The sequence below is a fragment of the Cupriavidus sp. FW305-3-2-15-C-LB2 genome, from assembly GCF_058787575.1.
On the sequence record NZ_JBYSZW010000010.1, the window covers coordinates 36,558 to 53,331 of the forward strand.

Below are 16,774 nucleotides of genomic sequence, written 5' to 3' on the forward strand. Positions count from 1 at the left end.
CCGGATCGGACGCCGCTTCAACGTGAAGAGGTTTCGTCGCATCGACTCAGCGGCGATGAAGCCAAAGAAGCCGGTTGCCGAAGCCATCATGATGAGACCAATCAACATAGCAGGCCAGTACCCCGGGCGTCCTACCACTTCTGGTGAGTCATTCTTGAACCCGGAAATGATCATCGCGAAGCCGAGGAAACTGAGCGTCGCAAAAGCTAGGCCCAAGACCCAACTCTGACCGATCATCTGGATTCTTTTTTGCGACTCATCGATGATTTCCAAACAGGTCGAACCTATGCTGTAGACGTTGCCGATTTCATCGGCGACTTCGCTGGACGGCCTATCGATGTACAAGCGGTGCTGCAACTGCCATGTTCCAGGCGGCCTTCCCTTCTCGCGAAAGTAAAGTGGAATGCGTTCATCCTTGGTCGGGAGCTTCATTTCTTGGCATCCTCGCTAACCTTAATGTCAAGTTGAAGAAACTCTGCCCATTCCTTCTCCATGGTGGTGTAGCGTTCGCCATTCGCTTGCTTGCTGAAATGGCAGCGCGTGGCCCATTTGAGCGTGGCCGGGTCGTCCAGGATCGCGATCCTCACGTTCACCGCGAAGAGTACGACCAGGAGAGGCCAAACCGGAGTGCCAACGAGAATTAGTTCTGCAGAGATTAGCGCGGCGGTGCTGGTGTCGCTTACTCTTGTCCAGCACGGCTTCATAGGGCGCCCAAGCCGCATCGCCGGCTGCCTTTTTCCTCGCAAGGCGAGTCGCTTCACGCTCCGCATCTTCGCGCTTCCATCGCTCGGCCGTCGCTTTTCCATTAAACAGAACCGACATGAGTTCGTAAGCCGGAAATCCATCCGGCGTGGTCTTCATGCGCTCAGCCTCGGCCGCCGCGGCCTCCGCCTCTTTTGTGTGCTGCGCCTCGGCGCTGGCCCGGATGTTCGATTCAAGACGATCCAGCAAAAAGTCCGTAGACTGATCCCAGATGACCGCGTTGTTCGCCTTCGGGTGCATCTTGGGATTGGTCAGGATGCTCAGGTCCTCGATAATCGCCAGCGGGTCGTTGCATGCCAGCATCAGTGCCTTGCCGGGCGAAATCTGCTCCATCCGATCCGCAAGCATCGAACCGCTTATGGGGCCAATCGGAGCAATCTCGCCCAGGTTAATGGCGGGCATATCGGCAATCCCGCGCATTGACACTTGCTCACATTGCGTGGCTCGCGAGCGACGCCACGGCGCGCACAGAAACGCTTGTGCCAGCGCTTCCGTCCGCTGACTTGGGGATCGCCCGGCGGAGACCGGCGGCGCCTGAGCGAAACGATATAGCGGCAGTGTGTTTGGGCCAGATCCGGCACCGGCGGAGCGCCCTCGCGGACACTAGGAAAATGCTGATCAGTGAGCTGGCGCAGGTAATCCAGACCTCGGCATTCGTAATGTGAGAGAAGCAGGCCGCATTTCCCTAAGTGAACCTGAACGCCAGCGAAATAATGATCGGCCCCAGCACCGGCAGCAGCACGTTGGCAATGGCATAGGTAATGGTGTAGCCCAGCAACGGCACCGAGCTGTGGCTGGCGGCCAGGATGGCGCTGATCGCCGGGGTGCTCACGTGCTGCCCGGCAATCGCACCAACCAGCAGCGGGCCTTCGATCTTCAGGAGCTTGTGACCGATCCATAAGGACAGGCACGCCGGCCCCAGCGACACGGCCAGCCCGATCAGCGGCAGCACCGCGCCGTGCTCGCGGATCAGCGAGATCGCATCCGGCCCGGCGGAAAAGCCGACGCATGCGACAAAGACCGCCAGGCCCAGGTCCTTCAGGATCTGCACGGCCGACCTCGGGAAGGTGCCGAGCGACGGCCTTCTTGAATTGATCCATCCGAACACCAGGCCGCTGAGCAGCGCCCCGCCCCCGCTGCCAAGCGAAATATGCATGCCGCCAGGGCTCAGGCTCAGGGTTCCCACCAGCAGGCCCGCCAGGATGCCCACGCACAGGAAGACCAGGTCGGTGACCTCGGTTGCCTTCGCTTCCACGCCGATTCCGGCAATGGCTTCGGACAGCGACGGCTCCAGGCCGACGATGGTGACCACATCGCCATGCTGCAGCGGCGTGGAACGCGTGATCGGCAGCGACATCCCCGAGCGCCGCACCTGCAGGATCCAGACTTCACGCAGACGGCGTGCGCCGGCCAGGCGGGCCAGTTCGCCGATGGTCTTGCCGTTGACCCTGGGCTTGTTCACGATGACCTGCTTTTCGACCAGCTGGATGGCATCCGTGTGGGCCTCGGGCAGCAGGACTTCGGGCCCGATCAGGGCTGCCGCCTTCAGCAGGTTGCTGCGGATCCCGACCATGGCCAGGATATCGCTGGCCTGGACCTTGTCGTCATCGCCAAGCTCGATACTGGTGCCGTCGCGCAGCACCTTGACGATAGACGCCCGGCCACCCACCTGTTGCTGCAGCTCGCTCACCGTCATTCCGGCGGCCTGGTGCACGGAATAAGCGCGCCCGATCAGGCGCGGCAGCGCGGGTTGCGTCGCGACGTCGTCCTCGGACGCGGCATCCATCTTCGCGGCGACTTCCCTGGCGGCCTTGCGCAGATCGATGCCCAGCAAGGCCGGCGCGATCTGGCTGGTGAAGAACACGATGCTGATCAGGCCGACCAGGTAGGTCAGCGTATATGCCGTGGCGATATTGGCCTCGTAGCGGCTCGCGGTGGCGGCGTCCAGGCCCAGGTGCTTCAGCGCCTCGGCGGCGGTGCCGACCACGGCCGATTCCGTCGCCGCACCCGCGGCCAGGCCGGCGGCGGTGCCGGGATCGAAGCCCAGGTAGGCCGCCGCACCGACGGCGATGGCGAGCACGACGATGGCTTCCACCACCGGCAGGACCATATAGCGCAGGCTCGACCGGTTCAGGTTGGCAAAGAACTGCGGCCCGCCGGAATAGCCCATGGCGAAGATAAACAACGCGAAGGCCATGTCCTTGAGCTCGCCGTGCATCTGGCAACCGGTCTGCCCCATGAACAGCGCGACGACCAGCGTGCCGCAGACTCCCCCTAGCTGGATCGGGCCCACGCGTGCCTTGCCGATGAAGTAACCCAGGCCCACGGTGATGAAGAGCACCATCAACGGGTTGCCTGCAAACAGATCAACGGAGCATTTCATAGAGGGGGCGTCGTTTGGGGGACTTGATTGTCAGGGATTGAGCGGAGGCAGTGCGGGCATGGCTTGCCGGTGCCGTCGCACCGGCGCCCTGGCAGTATGGCGGCGCAGGCCCTGGGCCAACGGGGTGCCATTCCAGGCGGCCTGGGCCGGCATCGCGCCGTAGAGATGGCGTTGCAGGTCGGTCACGGCATCGGCAAGGGCGGCATCGCCGACCGACTCTGCCCACACTGCGGGGGTGGTGCCGTGGGCGGCGCGCGTCCATGCCCCCAGCGCCTGGCTGGCGGCAGCGGCACTGCCTGCCTGGCAGGCTTGCAGCGTTGCTTCCAGCTGCGCGTCGGCACCTTCGGCGCGGGCGCGCTTGCGCTCGGCCAGCCGCTGGCGCAGCCGGGCCAGCGCCGGCCGCATACGCCACCACGACAGCCCGGCTGCCAGCACAGCCACCAGCCCCACTGCCCCCCACAGCAATGTCCGCCAGGGCAAGCCGCCCTCGCCCGGCAGCGCGCCGGCAGACGGACCGCCCGGGGCCAGCGCGCTGCCCGCGCGCGCGGCAGCCACTACCACCCTGATCGCGGGCGCTTCGGACTTTGCCGGCTTGCGTGTGGCCGGATCGACCCAATCCACTGTCACCGCCGGCAGCGTGTAGGTACCGGTCCGCTCGAACACGTAGGTGATGGCATCCACGCGCGTGCCGCCCGGCCCGGGCGCGTCCTGGGCGTGATCGGACAGCCGCGCATCGGCGCTGAAGACACGCACCCCGCGCGGCGCCGCGGCGTGCGGCGGATGGATCATCATGGCCTGGGTCTGCGGCGCAAAGGTGGTGACGGTGCGCACCAGGGCATCGCCCGCGCGCAGCCGCACGGTGCCTTCGTCGGAGGCGTGATCCAGCGCCTGTGTCACGGTGAGCCGGGCCACCGGCAGCAAGGGCCGTCCGGTTCCGGCGCCGGCCTTCACCGCGCCGCCGGCTCCCGCGCGGATCCGCGTGGGCGGGAAGGTCACGCTGCCCTCGCGCGGCGCGCCGTCGTCGCCCGCATAAATGAAGCGCACGGTCGCGGATGGCAGCTCGAAGTCGCCATCCTGCTCGGCGGTAAAGGCATAGGTCTTGCGGATGCCGGCGTAGCCAACCCCATCGATGATTTCGGTCGAGTTCAACGCGCGCTGGTCAGGCATGGTGACGACGGCGCCCGGCACCTGAAGCACCGGGAAGGCCGGCGCCGACATGAAGAAGTTGGGCGCCAGGATAGTGACGTCGATGCTGATCTGCTGGCCGACCAGCACCGGCTGCTTCGCGCCCACTTCCACGCGCACGATGGGCTCGGCGGCACGCGCGAGCAAGGGCAGCAGCAACGCCGCCATCAGCAAGATGACCAGCGGCGCAAGCCGCCGCAGCCACCCGCGCTGACACACGGCGCGGCCGCTCATCGCTGCCCCTGCTGCGGTGCGGCCTGCCCGCGCTGCAGCGCGAACTTGCGCTGCAACAGGTCGGTCGGCGTGGTCTGGATCGCGCGCATCCACATCTCGGCGTCCTGCGTCAGGCCGATATGCATGGACTGGCCGCCCTGCTCCGGCGGCTTCGCGGCGTCGTACTTGATTTCATCCGGCGGCACGTCGGGGGGCTCTTCCTGGTCGTCGGGGTCTGGCTTGTCTTTTGGCTTCTGCTGCGCCAGCAGCTTTTCCATCAGCGCCAGGTTGGCCGTGGCCGCCGGCCATTGCGGCTGGCGCCTGAGCGCCTGCCGGTAGCGCGCGGCGGCTTGCTGGTACTGGCCCTGCCGCGCCAGCGCATTGCCCTGGTTGTAGTCGGCCTGCGGTGAATCGACCAGCGCGAAGCTCTGCACCGCCTGCGCGTACTGGCCAGCGCGATACTGGGCGACGCCGCGCCACATCGCATCGTCGAACAGCGTCGCGGCGCGCGCGAAGTCGCCCTGCTCGAAGGCGCGGCGGCCTTGCTGGTCATGCGTCAGCCACAGGTCGGCAAAGCGCCACGGGCGCGCGGCATCGGCCTGCTGTGCGCGCAAGCCCGGTTGCGGCGCAGCGAACGCCAGCGCCAGCAGCAGGCCGGCGGTCCAGCGCACGGTCCAGCCCTTGCGGAACCACAGCATGGCCAGCAGCGTGACCGGCAGCACCAGCCACCAGCCTTCATCCTTCCAGCGCGTGCGGTCGCCAGCCTGCATCTGTTCGAGGTGCGACTGCACATGGCGCTGCACCCACGCCACGTCGTCGTCGCTGCCGGGCGTGAAGGTGGCGAGCGGTGTGCCGCTGTCGTCGCCGAAGCGCTTGAACGCCGCCACATCCAGCCGCGCGAACACACGTGCGCCGTCCTGTTCGACATAGCCGCCCGCTGCATTGCGCAGCGGCCCGTCCTGTTCCGTGCCGATGACCAGCACCACCGGCTGGCTGCGGCCGCTGTCCGCCTGTGCGCGGAAGGCCCTGGCGGCGGCGGGGTCCACGCCGTCGGTCAGGAACAGGATGGTGCCGGGCACCGGCTCACGCGCCAGGTCGGCGTCAATGATGCGCAGCGCCTGTGCCATGTCGCGCCCCGGCACCGGCATGATGCGGGTCTGCAGCGCATCGACAAAGGTCTGCAGCAGGTTGGTGTCGTCCGTCAGCGGCAGCACCAGGTGGGTGGAGCCGGCATAGGCATAGATCGCAGTGCGGCCGCCGTCGCGGCGCGCCAGCAGCGCCTTGATCTTGAGCTTGGCGCGCTCCAGCCGCGTGGGCGTGACGTCCACCGCGTCCATGGTGGGCGACAGGTCCACGGCGATCGCCAGCGGTGCCTTGTCATCCAGGAACGGCGGGCGCTCCTGCCGCCAGCTCGGCCCTGCCAGCGCGATGGCGCCGAGTGCCAGCAGCAGCGCGGTCAGGTGCACCGGGCGCAGCGCCACGCGGCGGCGTTCGCCGATCACCAGCGCGTCGAGCAGGTGCGGCGCGATGGTCTGGCGCCAGCGCCGCCGCACATCGCCGCGGCGCTGCACCGCCCACACCAGCAGCGCGGCCGGCACCAGCACCAGCAGCCACCACGGGCGCAGGAAATGGAAGTGCGCAAGCGTGTCGAGGGCCTGCATCAGCGCCCCTCCCCGGCGGCATTCGCGATCTCGTCAGCTCCTTTGGCCGTGCCACGCCGGCGCGACAACCACGCCGAGTAGCCGAACATCAGCAACTGGTACGCCAGCACCAGCGCCAGCGCCGCCCCCAGCGGCCACATGAACAGCTCGCGCCGCGGCCGCCATGACAAGGTCTTCTGGTTGTGCGGCGTGATCCGGTCCAGCGTCGCGTAGATGGTCTCCAGCCCGGCCTGGTCGGCGCCGAAGAAGTAGCGCCCCCCGGTCTGCGCGGCCAGCCGCTGCAGTACGCCGAGATCGACCTTCTCCTCGCCCGAAGCATTGGGATCGCCGATGCCGATGGCATGTACCACCACCTTGCGCTCCTTGGCGATCCCCCCCGCGCGCTCGGGCGGCATCCGGCTGGCGGTGTCGTTGCCGTCGGTCAGCACGATCAGCACTTTCTCGGGCGCTTCGCTGTGCTCGAACATCTTGATGCCGAGCCCGATGGCATCGCCCAGCGCCGTGCTCGGCCCGGCCATGCCCGGCAGCAGGCCGGTGATCAGCGTCTGCACCAACTGGTGATCCAGCGTGAACGGTGCCAGCGGGTACGGCGCGTCGCCAAACACGATCAGGCCGATGCGGTCGCCCGGGCGCCTGGCGACAAAACCGCTCACCACCTGCCGCACCGCCTGCACGCGCGGGATCAGCGCGCCGGACGGGTCGCGGAAGTCGCGTGTGTCCATCGACTGCGACAGGTCCAGCGCGATCAGCAGGTCGCGCGCCGGCTGCACCTTCTGGATCGGTGCCTCCAGGAACTGCGGCCGCGCCAGCGCCGTCACCACCAGCGCCCACGCCAGCGGCGCCAGCACCCATTGCAGCCGGTTGCGGCGCGACACCACGGCCCCGGTGGCCGGGGTCAGGCCGGCGGCGCTGGCCACCTCGCCAAAGAACGGCAGGCGCACCGACGGGCTTTCCTCGCGGTACGGCGGCAGCCACCACCACAGCAGCAACGGCAGCGACAGCAGCACGAAGAGCCAGGGGTATTCAAACTGGTACATGGTGCTCCGCGATCCAGCGCCGGCACGCGCCGGCCACCGCCTGCACCTGCGTCTCGGGCCATTGCGCCAGCACCGCGTCGTCGCGGTATTCGGCGTCCTGCACCAGCGCAGCCAGCAGCGGCGCGGCGTCTTGTGCGCGCCCGGCGTGTGCCTGCAGGAATTCGGCCCAGCCGGCGCCGGCCAGGCTGGCAACCTGGGCGCGCGGCCACGCGGCCAGCGCCGTGCGCTTGAGCAGCGCCGCCATCTGCCGCAGCGCGGCGACGCGGTGCGCGGGGTCAGCGCCCAGCGGCAGTCCTGCCAGTTCGGCCAGCGCCTCGCGCCGGTAGCGGTTGGCGCGGTAGCGCCGCCACGCGCGCCAGCCTGCCCAGGCCAGGGCCAGCAGCAGCAAGGCGCCGGCGATCGGCCAGCCGATGGTCTGCGGCGCCCAGGATGGGGGCGGCGGCACGGCTACGTCGGCAAGGGTGGCCAGCGTAGCCACGCCCGTGCTGTCTTCGACGCCCGCTGCGGTGCTGTGCGTGAGGCTCATCGCGCCGCTCCTGCGCGTTGCCGCACCGGCGTCTGCTGCAGCGGGCGGCCCAGCAGCCGGCGCAGCTGCAGCGCCGTTTCCTCTGCCGCCGACAGCGGCAGCAGCGGCACGCCGATGGCGTGGTGCCAGTCCAGCAGCGCCTTGGCGTGCGTATCGACAAACTCCGCAATGCTGCGCCGCGTGGCCGCGTGGCCGAAGCCCAGCTCCACCTGCAGTTCGCCGTCGCTGACCACCAGTTGGCCGGACTCCGGCAACTCGCTCAGGAAGGGATCGTGGACCAGGATGGTCAGCACGTCGTTGCGCGCCGCCATTTCCAGCATCAGGTCGCGGGTGCGATCGTCATGGCCGTCGAAATCGCTGATGACGATAACCAGGCAGTCATGGCGCGCCATGCGCGCGGCGCGCTCCAGCGCCGCGTTCAGCTGCCCCGCGGCGCGCCGCGCCGGCGCATCGGCGCGCAAGGCCTGGTTGAAGCGCGCGATGGCGCCCAGCAGCTGCTGCACGGCTTCGCGGCTGCGGCGCGGGGTGAACTCCTCGGCCTTCGCATCGCCGAACACCACGCCGCCGACGCGGTCGCCTTCGGCCAGCACGCGCCAGGCGGCCAGCGCTGCCGCCTCGGCCGCGCTGACCGACTTCATCGCGCGCCGGCTGCCGAAGAACATATTGATGCGCTGGTCCACCACCAGCAGCACGGGACGGTCCTTTTCCTCGGTGTAGACGCGCACGTGCGGCTTGCCGGTGCGCGCGGTCACGCGCCAGTCCATGCTGCGGATATCGTCGCCGGGCAGGTACAGGCGCAGTTCCTCGAAGGTCAGTCCGCGTCCGCGCACCTTGGAGGCGTGGCGGCCGGCCAGCACGCTGTGCACCGGCTGGCGCGGCAGGAAGTGGAAGTCGCGCGCGGCCACTTCCAGCGCGGCCAGCGCCGCCGCGTCCACGCTGACGCCGGCAACGGTCGCGGCAGCCGGCGCCTGCACCGCAGATGGCGCGGCGCGGGCCATGGCACGGAACGGCAGACGCATCGGCTAGCCCTCGCGCGCCGTCAAGCCACCGCCACCCGCTGCACCAGGCGGTCGATTGCGGCATCGGCACCGATGCCGGCCGCATGCGCCTCGTACGACAGGATCAGCCGGTGGCGGAACACGTCGTGCACCACCGCCTGCACATCCTCGGGCGTGACGAAATCGCGCCCATGCAGCCAGGCGTGCGCGCGCGCCACCTTGTCCAGCCCGATCGAGCCGCGCGGGCTCACGCCGATCTGGATCCACTTGTCGAGGTCGTCGTCCACGGGCTTGGGGGCGCGCGTGGCTTGCACCAGCGTCACGATGTAGCGCTCCACCGCATCGCTGACATGGATGCCATGGATCTCCGCCCGCGCGGCGAAGATCGCTTCGGGAGCCAGCCGCACTGCCTGCGCCCCGCCCCCCGCCCCGCCGCCGGCCTCTTCCTCGCGGGCCAGCTTGACGATGTCGGCCTCGGCGTCCGCCTCGGGATAGCCCACGCTGACATGCATCAGGAAGCGATCCATCTGGGCCTCGGGCAGCGGATAGGTGCCCTCCTGCTCGATCGGGTTCTGCGTGGCCATCACCAGGAACAGCGGCTCCAGCTTGTGGGTGGTGCCGCCGACGGTGACCTGGCGCTCCTCCATGGCTTCCAGCAGAGCCGCCTGCACCTTGGCCGGCGAGCGGTTGACCTCGTCCGCCAGCACCAGGTTGGCGAACACCGGGCCGGCCTGGAATCGGAACTCGCCCTTGCCGCCTTCGGTGAAGTACACCTCTGAACCCGTGATGTCGGCGGGCAGCAGGTCCGGCGTGAACTGGATCCGCGACAGCCGCGCATCCAGGTTGCGCGCCAGCATCTTGATGGCCCGCGTCTTGGCCAGCCCCGGCAACCCTTCCACCAGCAGGTGGCCATCGGCCAACAGGCCAAGCAGCAAGCGTTCGATCATGCGCTGCTGCCCCACAATCGATTCGCCCATGCGCTGCTGCAGGGCCAGGACGTCGTCGCGTGCGCTCATGGCGTGTTCCTTGGTTCAGCAGGTGCGCGGCGGGCGGGGCGAGCTGACTGGCCGCCGACGAACCAGGCGTAGTAGGGATTGTCGGGATCGGCGCGCATGGCCTGCGTGATATGGCTGGCCCAGGCTTCGCGGTCGCCGCGGTAGGCATCGAGGCCGGCGCGGTAGAAGGTGTGCAGCACTTCGCGCTCGCGGCGCAAGTCGCGCCAGAATGCGTCATCGGCGCCCGCCAGCGGGGGTTCGCTTTGCAGCGACAGCAGCCTGGACAAGGTTTCCGGGAAGGCGTCGCGGCGGACCCAGCCGGCGTATTCGATGCGCGGGCGGTCATCGGTGACGGCCGGCGCATCGGCCGCATACCAGTCCAGGCCGGCGCGGTCGGTGACCCAGGTCGCCATCAGCGCCGCCGGCGAGCGCACGCCCACGGCCTGCAGCGCGGCAGCAACTCCCGGCTGTTCAAAGCGCGTGCGGATGCGCGCGGCATCCAGCGCCAGCGGCGACAGCGAACCCACCAGCATCATCTCGTGCAGCTCGGTGGTCCACAGCATGGCGTGCGGGAACACGTCCAGGAAGCTGCGCACCAGCATGCGGGTGTCTTCGTCGTTCTGCGTCGGCAGCGGCAGCCACTGCGCCACCAGCCCGCCGGGTTGCAGCCGCGCTGCCGCGAGGCGGTAGAAATCGGTCGAATACAGGTTGACCACGCCAGCCGCCGACGGAGGCGGCGGCTCCAGGGTGATCAGGTCGTACTGCTGCGTGCTTTGCAGCAGTTCACGCCGGCCGTCGCGCAGGCGGATGTCCATGCGCTTGTCGGTGGCCACGCCGAAATTGCCCTCGAAGTTGGGCACGGCGCGCGCCACCGGCGGCAGCAGTTCCGCCACCACGCGGTGTTCAAGGCCAGGCCAGGCCAGCGTGGCGCCGGCCGTGATACCGGTGCCAAGGCCGATGACCAGGGTGGATTTGGGCGTGCCGTTGTGCACGATCAACGGCAGCAGCGCCTGCAGCCGCATATAGCGCTGCGAGGTCATGGCATCGCCCGAATTGGAGACGCCCTGGATATACAGGCGTCGGAAGCGGTTGCTGGACGAGGTCTGCTCCACCACGGCCACGGTCGCGCCGCGGCCCTCCTCGTAGAACACCAGGTCGCCGCCGCGGGCGCGCGCCAGCAGCGTGGCGAGCCGGTCCGCAGGCGCCAGCGCGGCGGCGATCACGGCCAGCACACTGACCATCGGCACCGCCCAGCGCGCTACGCGGCGCACACCACTACCCAGCGCCACCGCCACCACGCCGACCACGCCAGCGCTCACTGCCAGCAGAGACAGCGTATGCACCAGCCCCAGGTATGGCACCAGCACAAAGCCGGCCAGCGCCGTGCCGGCGATGCCGCCCAGAGTATTGAGCGCCACCACGCTGCCCACGCCGGCGCCGACGTGCCGGCTATCGACGCTCACGCGGAGCACGAAGGGGAACGCCGCGCCCAGCAACAGCGTGGGCACGAACACGACCGACAGCGCCGCCAGCGCAAAGCTGGCACAGGCCGCCACCAGCGGGCTGGACGTCAGCCCCTGCACCCAGGCGGACAGGCTGCCCTGCGCCCGCAGCAGCCATTCGCCCAGCAGCACGAATTCAAGCAACGCCACCAGCCCCGCCCCCGTCACCAGCAGGCCGAAGGCGCCCCAGGGGTCGCGCACCCGGTCGGCATGGCGCGCAGCCAGCGCGCTGCCGATAGCCAGGCCGGCAAGGTACGTTGCCAACACCACGGTAAAGGCGAAGGTACGCGTGCTGAGGAACTGCACGATGGCCTGCGACCAGACCACTTCGTAGCCGAGGGCAATGCCGCCGGCAGCGGCATACAGCACCAGCGCCAGCCGGCCGTTGGCGGCATCGCCGCCGGCAGCGGCGCCTTGCCCGGCAGTGGCGGCAACCGGTTCGGCCGCAGCTTGCGTGCGCGCAGCCAGCAGCCAGGCCACCAGCGCCGCGGCGCCATTGAGCATGCCTGCCGTGACCGCACTGCCCAGGATGCCCAGCAGCGGCACCAGCACGAATCCAGCCAGCAGCGTGCCGGCGATGGCGCCGGCCGTATTGGCGGCATACAGCCGCCCGCCATGCACGCCCACACGGCCGGCGCCTGGCGTCAGCACGCGCATCAGCACCGGCAAGGTGCCGCCCATGGCGGCTGCAGGCAGGATCACCAGCACAAAGGGCAAGGCCCACGCCAGCCATCCGGTGCGCTGCTCCAGCCAGGCGAACGGCGCTGCCGCATGCGCCAGCGCCACGGTGGCGCCGATGCCCAGCACCAGGACGCCGATTTCGAGCCACGCATACAGGCGCAGCGGATTGCCGTGGCGGTCGGCCACGCGGCCGAACAGCCAGCCGCCCAGGGCCAGCCCGCCAAAAAAGGCGCTGACCGCGGTGGTGACCGCGTGCACGTCGACGCCAACCACCAGCGACAGCTGGCGGATCCAGACGATCTGGTAAACCAGTCCGGCCGTGCCGGATATGAACAGCAACACGGCCGCCCAAAGCCACGTCTGGTCGGCCGTGTTGCCCCGCAGCGCCAAGGCGGATGCGGAATATTCGGTCTTCACGGAGCGCGCCCGGCGCCCGTCCTTGCCACCATTGCCGCCCGGGGCGGCATGAGATTCGATCATGAACTGGACCGTTGGCGCGAAGGCCCGCGCGTACGCGGGCCTTCGCCGGTTTCAACTGCCGTCACAGGCGGACGGCGCTGATGACTGACTGCATTACTTCTTCTTCATCGATTCTTCAATCTTCTTGTCGACCTGCTCGCGCACCTGGTCGATGCTGAAGCTGGCCGGGCGCTGGCTCGGCGGGTAGTTGACGAAGGTCTGGAGGAACGCCGCAGCCTTCATCGTCCCGATCTCGGTCAGGTACGCGTTCTTGCCCAGCCAGTCGTTGTACTGGTCAGAAACGATGTCTGCGCGTTCATACGGATCCATGCGCAGGTTGAAGATCTTCGGCACCCGCAGGCACTTGAACGGATCCTGCCAGACCTGGAACCCGCCCGGTGTAGTCTGCTCGCAGAAGACGACCTTCCAGTCGTCATAGCGCATCGCCACGAGCACGCCGTCGTCGTTGAAGTAATAGAACTCCTTGCGCGCGCCCTTGTTGGTCTGCCCCGTCAGGTACGCCAACTGGTTGTAGCCGTCGAGGTGTACCTTGGCGTTCTTGCTGCCAAGCGACGTACCCTTTAGCAGCCGCTCCTTGATATCGCCGTCGCCAACGGCAGCCAGCAGCGTCGGGAACCAGTCAAGCCCGGAGAACATCTCGTTGCTGACGGTGCCCGCCTTGATCTTGCCCGGCCAGCGGATCATCGCCGGTACGCGGAACGCGCCTTCCCAGTTGGTGTTTTTCTCGCTGCGGAACGGCGTGCTTGCCGCATCAGGCCAGGACCACTGGTTGGGGCCGTTGTCGGTGGTGTAGATGACGATGGTGTTGTCCGCGATCTTCAGGTCATCGAGCGTCTTGAGCAGCTTGCCGACGTCGCCGTCGTGCTCGATCATGCCGTCGGCGTAATCGTTGCCGGGCATGCCGCTCTGGCCCTGCATGGACGGACGCACATGGGTGAACGCGTGCATGCGGGTTGTGTTCATCCAGACAAAGAACGGCTTGTCGGCCTGGACCTGCTTGGTAATGAACTTCTGCGCCGCGTCGGTGGTCTCGTCGTCGATGGTCTCCATGCGCTTGGTAGTCAGTGCACCGGTATCCTCGATCTTGCCGTCGGCCGTGGAGTGCAGCACGCCACGCGGCGAGAAGTTCTTCACGAATGGATCGTTCTTGTCCTTCGGCCAGTACGGGCGCTGCGGTTCTTCTTCGGCATTCAGGTGATAGAGGTTGCCGTAGAATTCGTCGAAACCGTGCTTGGTCGGCAGGTACTCGTCGCGGTCGCCCAGGTGGTTCTTGCCGAACTGGCCGGTGGCGTAGCCGAGCGGCTTGAGGGCCTCGGCAATGGTCACATCGCGGGCTTGCAAGCCCACGGTCGCCCCCGGCGCGCCTACCTTCGACAGGCCGGTGCGCAGCGGCGACTGGCCCGTGATGAACGACGAGCGGCCCGCCGTGCAGCTGTTCTCGGCGTAGTAGTCGGTGAAGATCATCCCCTCACGGGCGATGCGGTCGATGTTCGGCGTGCGATGGCCCACCACGCCCATGCTGTAGGCGCTGATGTTGGTCTGGCCGATGTCGTCGCCGAAGATCACCAGGATGTTGGGCTTCTTGCCCGACGTATTGACAGCCACTGGCGCGGAAGCGGCTTCAGGTGCAACCGGCAGGTTGGACTGCGCCGGCGGCTGTGCCGGCGTCGCGGACGTGTCCGGCGCCGCCGCAGCCGGGGCCGGGGTCGCCGGCTGCTGCGCGGCAGGCGCCTGCTGTTTGGGCTCGTCTGCCTTCTTGCAGCCGGCGATCGCCGCGATGGCGATCGCCATTGCGGCCATGGCAAAGCGCGCGCCGCGCCTTGCCGGGGTGGACTCTGTCATTCGTTGCATTGCTGCTCCCGATAGTCAAACAGCTTCAACCTGCGTCCGGCACGCCTGGCATGCCGGCTCCCTCTTCTGCCTACTTCGCACCAGCCGTGGGGTAAACCTGCTGCCAGTCCTGCTTCATGCTGACCACCGTCCAGCCCTTGGCGCGGGCAGCGTCCAGTGCCTTGTCGAGCTTGCCCACCTTTGACTGGCGGTCATAGGCGAACTCGCGCTCGGCATCGTCGTGATGCACCAGCACGCCCATGCGCGGACCGTCGCCGCCGGTGGTGTACTCCAGCATCTGCAGGTCGCCGTCGGAGTTGCCCACGGCGAGGATCGGCCGGCGGCCGATATGGCGGTAGATGCCGACCGGCTTGCCCGGCCCGTCATCCACGAATTCCAGCTTGGGGTCGCGCACCAGCACCGGCTTGCCGTCGCGCACCAGGTAGCGCACGGCCTGCGAGGAGCCGATCACCTGCTCGGGCGGAATGCCATAGACAGCCTGGCTCCAGGGGCGCATGAACTCGATGGTGCCGCCGGAGACGATGTAGGTCTTGAAGCCGTTGGCGCGCAGGTAGGACAGCAGTTCCAGCTGCGGTTGATAGACCAGCTCGGTATAGGGCCGGTTGAACCTGGGATGCCGCGATTTCGCCAGCCAGTCGCGGATGGTGCGGTCATACTCGTCCGTGGTCATGCCGCTGTTGGCCGTGACGACCAGGCCGGCCAGCTGCTTCTCGTTGCGCATCAGGCCCTCCATGTCGTTGGCCATCAGCGCCTTGAAGGCGGGGTTGTTGCGCCACTCCGGGTGTTGCGGCGCGGCGGCGCGGATCTGGTCGAGCAGGAAGAAGAACTGGAAGTACAGCGGCTGCTCGCTCCACAGCGTGCCGTCGTTGTCGAACACTGCGACGCGCTCCTCGGGCGGCACGAATGTCGGCGAGCCCTTGCGCGTCACGTCGGCAACAAACTTCAGCAGTGCCTGCCGTGCCGCACCGTCGCGCCACGACGCCAAAGCCTGCGCGGCCGGCTGCGCCGCCTGGGTGACGGCGGCCTGAGACTCGGGCGCCGTGGCGGGCGTCGAACAGCCCGCAAGCGCAAGGCCGGCCAGCACCAGCGCGGCAATGGCCCTGCGCGAGGGGCTGGCTAGGAATCCGCGGGTGGCAGCGATGTCCATATGGTTCACTCCTGTCGCGTGCTGTCGTGCTCGTCGTTGTGCTTTGGTTCGCGCGGGCGCAGCGCTATCGAGCCGCCTGCCCGGACTGGCCAGCCAAGGCCACCGGCGCCTGCCGTTGCCGTTCCGCCCAGCGGCCCTCGTCCATCACCAGCCGGAAACCGAGGTGCGACATGCTGTTGTACGGGTCGGTCCCGCGCCGCGCGCTGGGGCGGTAACTGAGGCAGAAATCCTCGTTGCAGAGGAAGGAGCCGCCGCGCGTGACGCGCTTGGGCGCATTCACCGGGACGCCGGGCTCGGCCGGATCCCACGAGGCCATCGGGCCGACCGGGTTTTCGATCGGCTGGGCCTTGCCGGCCTCGCGCCGGAACTGGTCGGCCCGATACCAGTCGGACACCCACTGCCAGGCATTGCCGGTCATGTCGGCCAGGCCATAGCCGTTGGGCGGGAAAGTGCCAACCGGGCTGGTGCCGAGCGCCCCGCCCGCCTTGGGGCTGACCACCGGGAACGGCTGGTTCTGCTGGCCCTGCCAGACATTGGCCATCTGCTTGCCGTCGGGGGCGAACTGCTCGCCCCAGGCATAGGTGGCCTGCTCCAGCCCGCCGCGCGCGGCAAACTCCCATTCCGCCTCGGTGGGCAGGCGCTTGCCGGCCCACTTGGCGTAGGCCTGCGCGTCTTCATACGAGACCTGGACCACCGGGTGGTTGTCCTTGCCTTCGATCGAGCTGCCAGGACCGGTCGGATGGCGCCAGTCGGCACCGGGCACATAACGCCACCAGCGCGAGTAGTCCTGCAGCGGCACCGGCCGCGGCGTGCCCACGAAGACCATGCCGCCGGCCACCATGGCGCTGTCGGGCGGGCGCGGCGTGCCGGGCGGCAGCTGGACCCGCAGGGTTTCCCAGTCAGGTGCCCGTTCCGCGGTCGAGACGTAGCCCGTGGCTTCGACGAACTTGCGGAATTCCGCGTTGGTGACGTGGTGCTGGTCCATCCAGAAGGCGTGCACGCGCACCTTGTGGGCCGGCTTTTCGTTGGGCTGCGCCATCTTGCTGTCGCTGCCCATCAGGAACTCACCGCCGGGCACGCGCACCATGCCAGCGGGTCCGCGCTTGCCATCGCCGATGACGATGGCGGGCGCCGTTGGCGTCCGCCCCTTCATGTACCAGTAGCTGGCGCCGAGGCCTGCTGCGACCCCGAGACCCAGCAGCACCAGGATCAGTGCCCTCTGCCCGCTGCGCCGTCCCGCGGCAAGCGCAACCGAGCCGGAACGCCCCGCGCCCGCGCCGGGATTGCTGCCTTTACGTCGTCCGCTCATTCACTCCGCCTCTTTGTATACAAAAATCATGCTGATTCAGCGCA

At 68.3% G+C, this 16,774-nt stretch carries 12 protein-coding genes; all 12 read right to left on the reverse strand.

Annotated elements, in window-relative coordinates; all coding sequences use genetic code 11:
* Window positions 1–459: 459 nt before the first annotated feature.
* The 12 genes from AC3WRR_RS10005 to AC3WRR_RS10060 all read right to left on the reverse strand — a co-directional run bounded on the left by AC3WRR_RS10005 (window position 460) and on the right by AC3WRR_RS10060 (window position 16,730).
* Window positions 460–1,182: a hypothetical protein gene (locus AC3WRR_RS10005; protein WP_011615186.1), complete on the reverse strand. Its 723-nt coding sequence runs from the start codon at window positions 1,180–1,182 to the stop codon at window positions 460–462.
* Between the two features lie 265 nt (window positions 1,183–1,447).
* Window positions 1,448–3,145 carry an aspartate-alanine antiporter gene (aspT, locus tag AC3WRR_RS10010; RefSeq protein ID WP_492296834.1) on the reverse strand — a complete coding sequence of 566 codons (1,698 nt, stop codon included), beginning with the start codon at window positions 3,143–3,145 and terminating at the stop codon, window positions 1,448–1,450.
* Between the two features lie 30 nt (window positions 3,146–3,175).
* Window positions 3,176–4,564 carry a BatD family protein gene (locus AC3WRR_RS10015; protein WP_492296835.1) on the reverse strand — a complete coding sequence of 463 codons (1,389 nt, stop codon included), beginning with the start codon at window positions 4,562–4,564 and terminating at the stop codon, window positions 3,176–3,178.
* Entirely contained in the window at window positions 4,561–6,204 is a 1,644-nt protein-coding gene (locus AC3WRR_RS10020) for a VWA domain-containing protein (protein WP_492296837.1), read from the reverse strand. Before AC3WRR_RS10020 ends, AC3WRR_RS10015 begins: the two co-directional genes overlap by 4 nt.
* Window positions 6,204–7,241, reverse strand: a complete 1,038-nt coding sequence (locus AC3WRR_RS10025; protein ID WP_492296839.1) for a vWA domain-containing protein — start codon at window positions 7,239–7,241, stop codon at window positions 6,204–6,206. Before AC3WRR_RS10025 ends, AC3WRR_RS10020 begins: the two co-directional genes overlap by 1 nt.
* Window positions 7,228–7,767, reverse strand: coding sequence for a DUF4381 domain-containing protein (locus AC3WRR_RS10030; protein ID WP_010811568.1), 540 nt, complete (start codon window positions 7,765–7,767; stop codon window positions 7,228–7,230). Before AC3WRR_RS10030 ends, AC3WRR_RS10025 begins: the two co-directional genes overlap by 14 nt.
* Window positions 7,764–8,786 (reverse strand): DUF58 domain-containing protein, encoded by a 1,023-nt coding sequence (locus tag AC3WRR_RS10035; protein ID WP_010811567.1) that lies wholly within the window; start codon window positions 8,784–8,786, stop codon window positions 7,764–7,766. Before AC3WRR_RS10035 ends, AC3WRR_RS10030 begins: the two co-directional genes overlap by 4 nt.
* 20 nt (window positions 8,787–8,806) lie before the next feature.
* Window positions 8,807–9,781, reverse strand: a complete 975-nt coding sequence (locus AC3WRR_RS10040) for an AAA family ATPase (RefSeq protein WP_010811566.1) — start codon at window positions 9,779–9,781, stop codon at window positions 8,807–8,809.
* A complete protein-coding gene (locus AC3WRR_RS10045) occupies window positions 9,778–12,423 on the reverse strand; it encodes a fused MFS/spermidine synthase (protein ID WP_492296840.1) in 2,646 nt (881 codons plus the stop codon). Before AC3WRR_RS10045 ends, AC3WRR_RS10040 begins: the two co-directional genes overlap by 4 nt.
* Window positions 12,424–12,516: 93 nt before the next feature.
* Entirely contained in the window at window positions 12,517–14,274 is a 1,758-nt protein-coding gene (locus AC3WRR_RS10050) for an arylsulfatase (protein ID WP_011615177.1), read from the reverse strand.
* A 70-nt stretch (window positions 14,275–14,344) separates the two neighbouring features.
* Window positions 14,345–15,421: an HAD family hydrolase gene (locus AC3WRR_RS10055; RefSeq protein ID WP_011615176.1), complete on the reverse strand. Its 1,077-nt coding sequence runs from the start codon at window positions 15,419–15,421 to the stop codon at window positions 14,345–14,347.
* 64 nt (window positions 15,422–15,485) lie between these two features.
* Complete coding sequence (locus tag AC3WRR_RS10060) at window positions 15,486–16,730, reverse strand: formylglycine-generating enzyme family protein (RefSeq protein ID WP_011615175.1); 1,245 nt, start codon at window positions 16,728–16,730, stop codon at window positions 15,486–15,488.
* Window positions 16,731–16,774 lie beyond the last annotated feature (44 nt).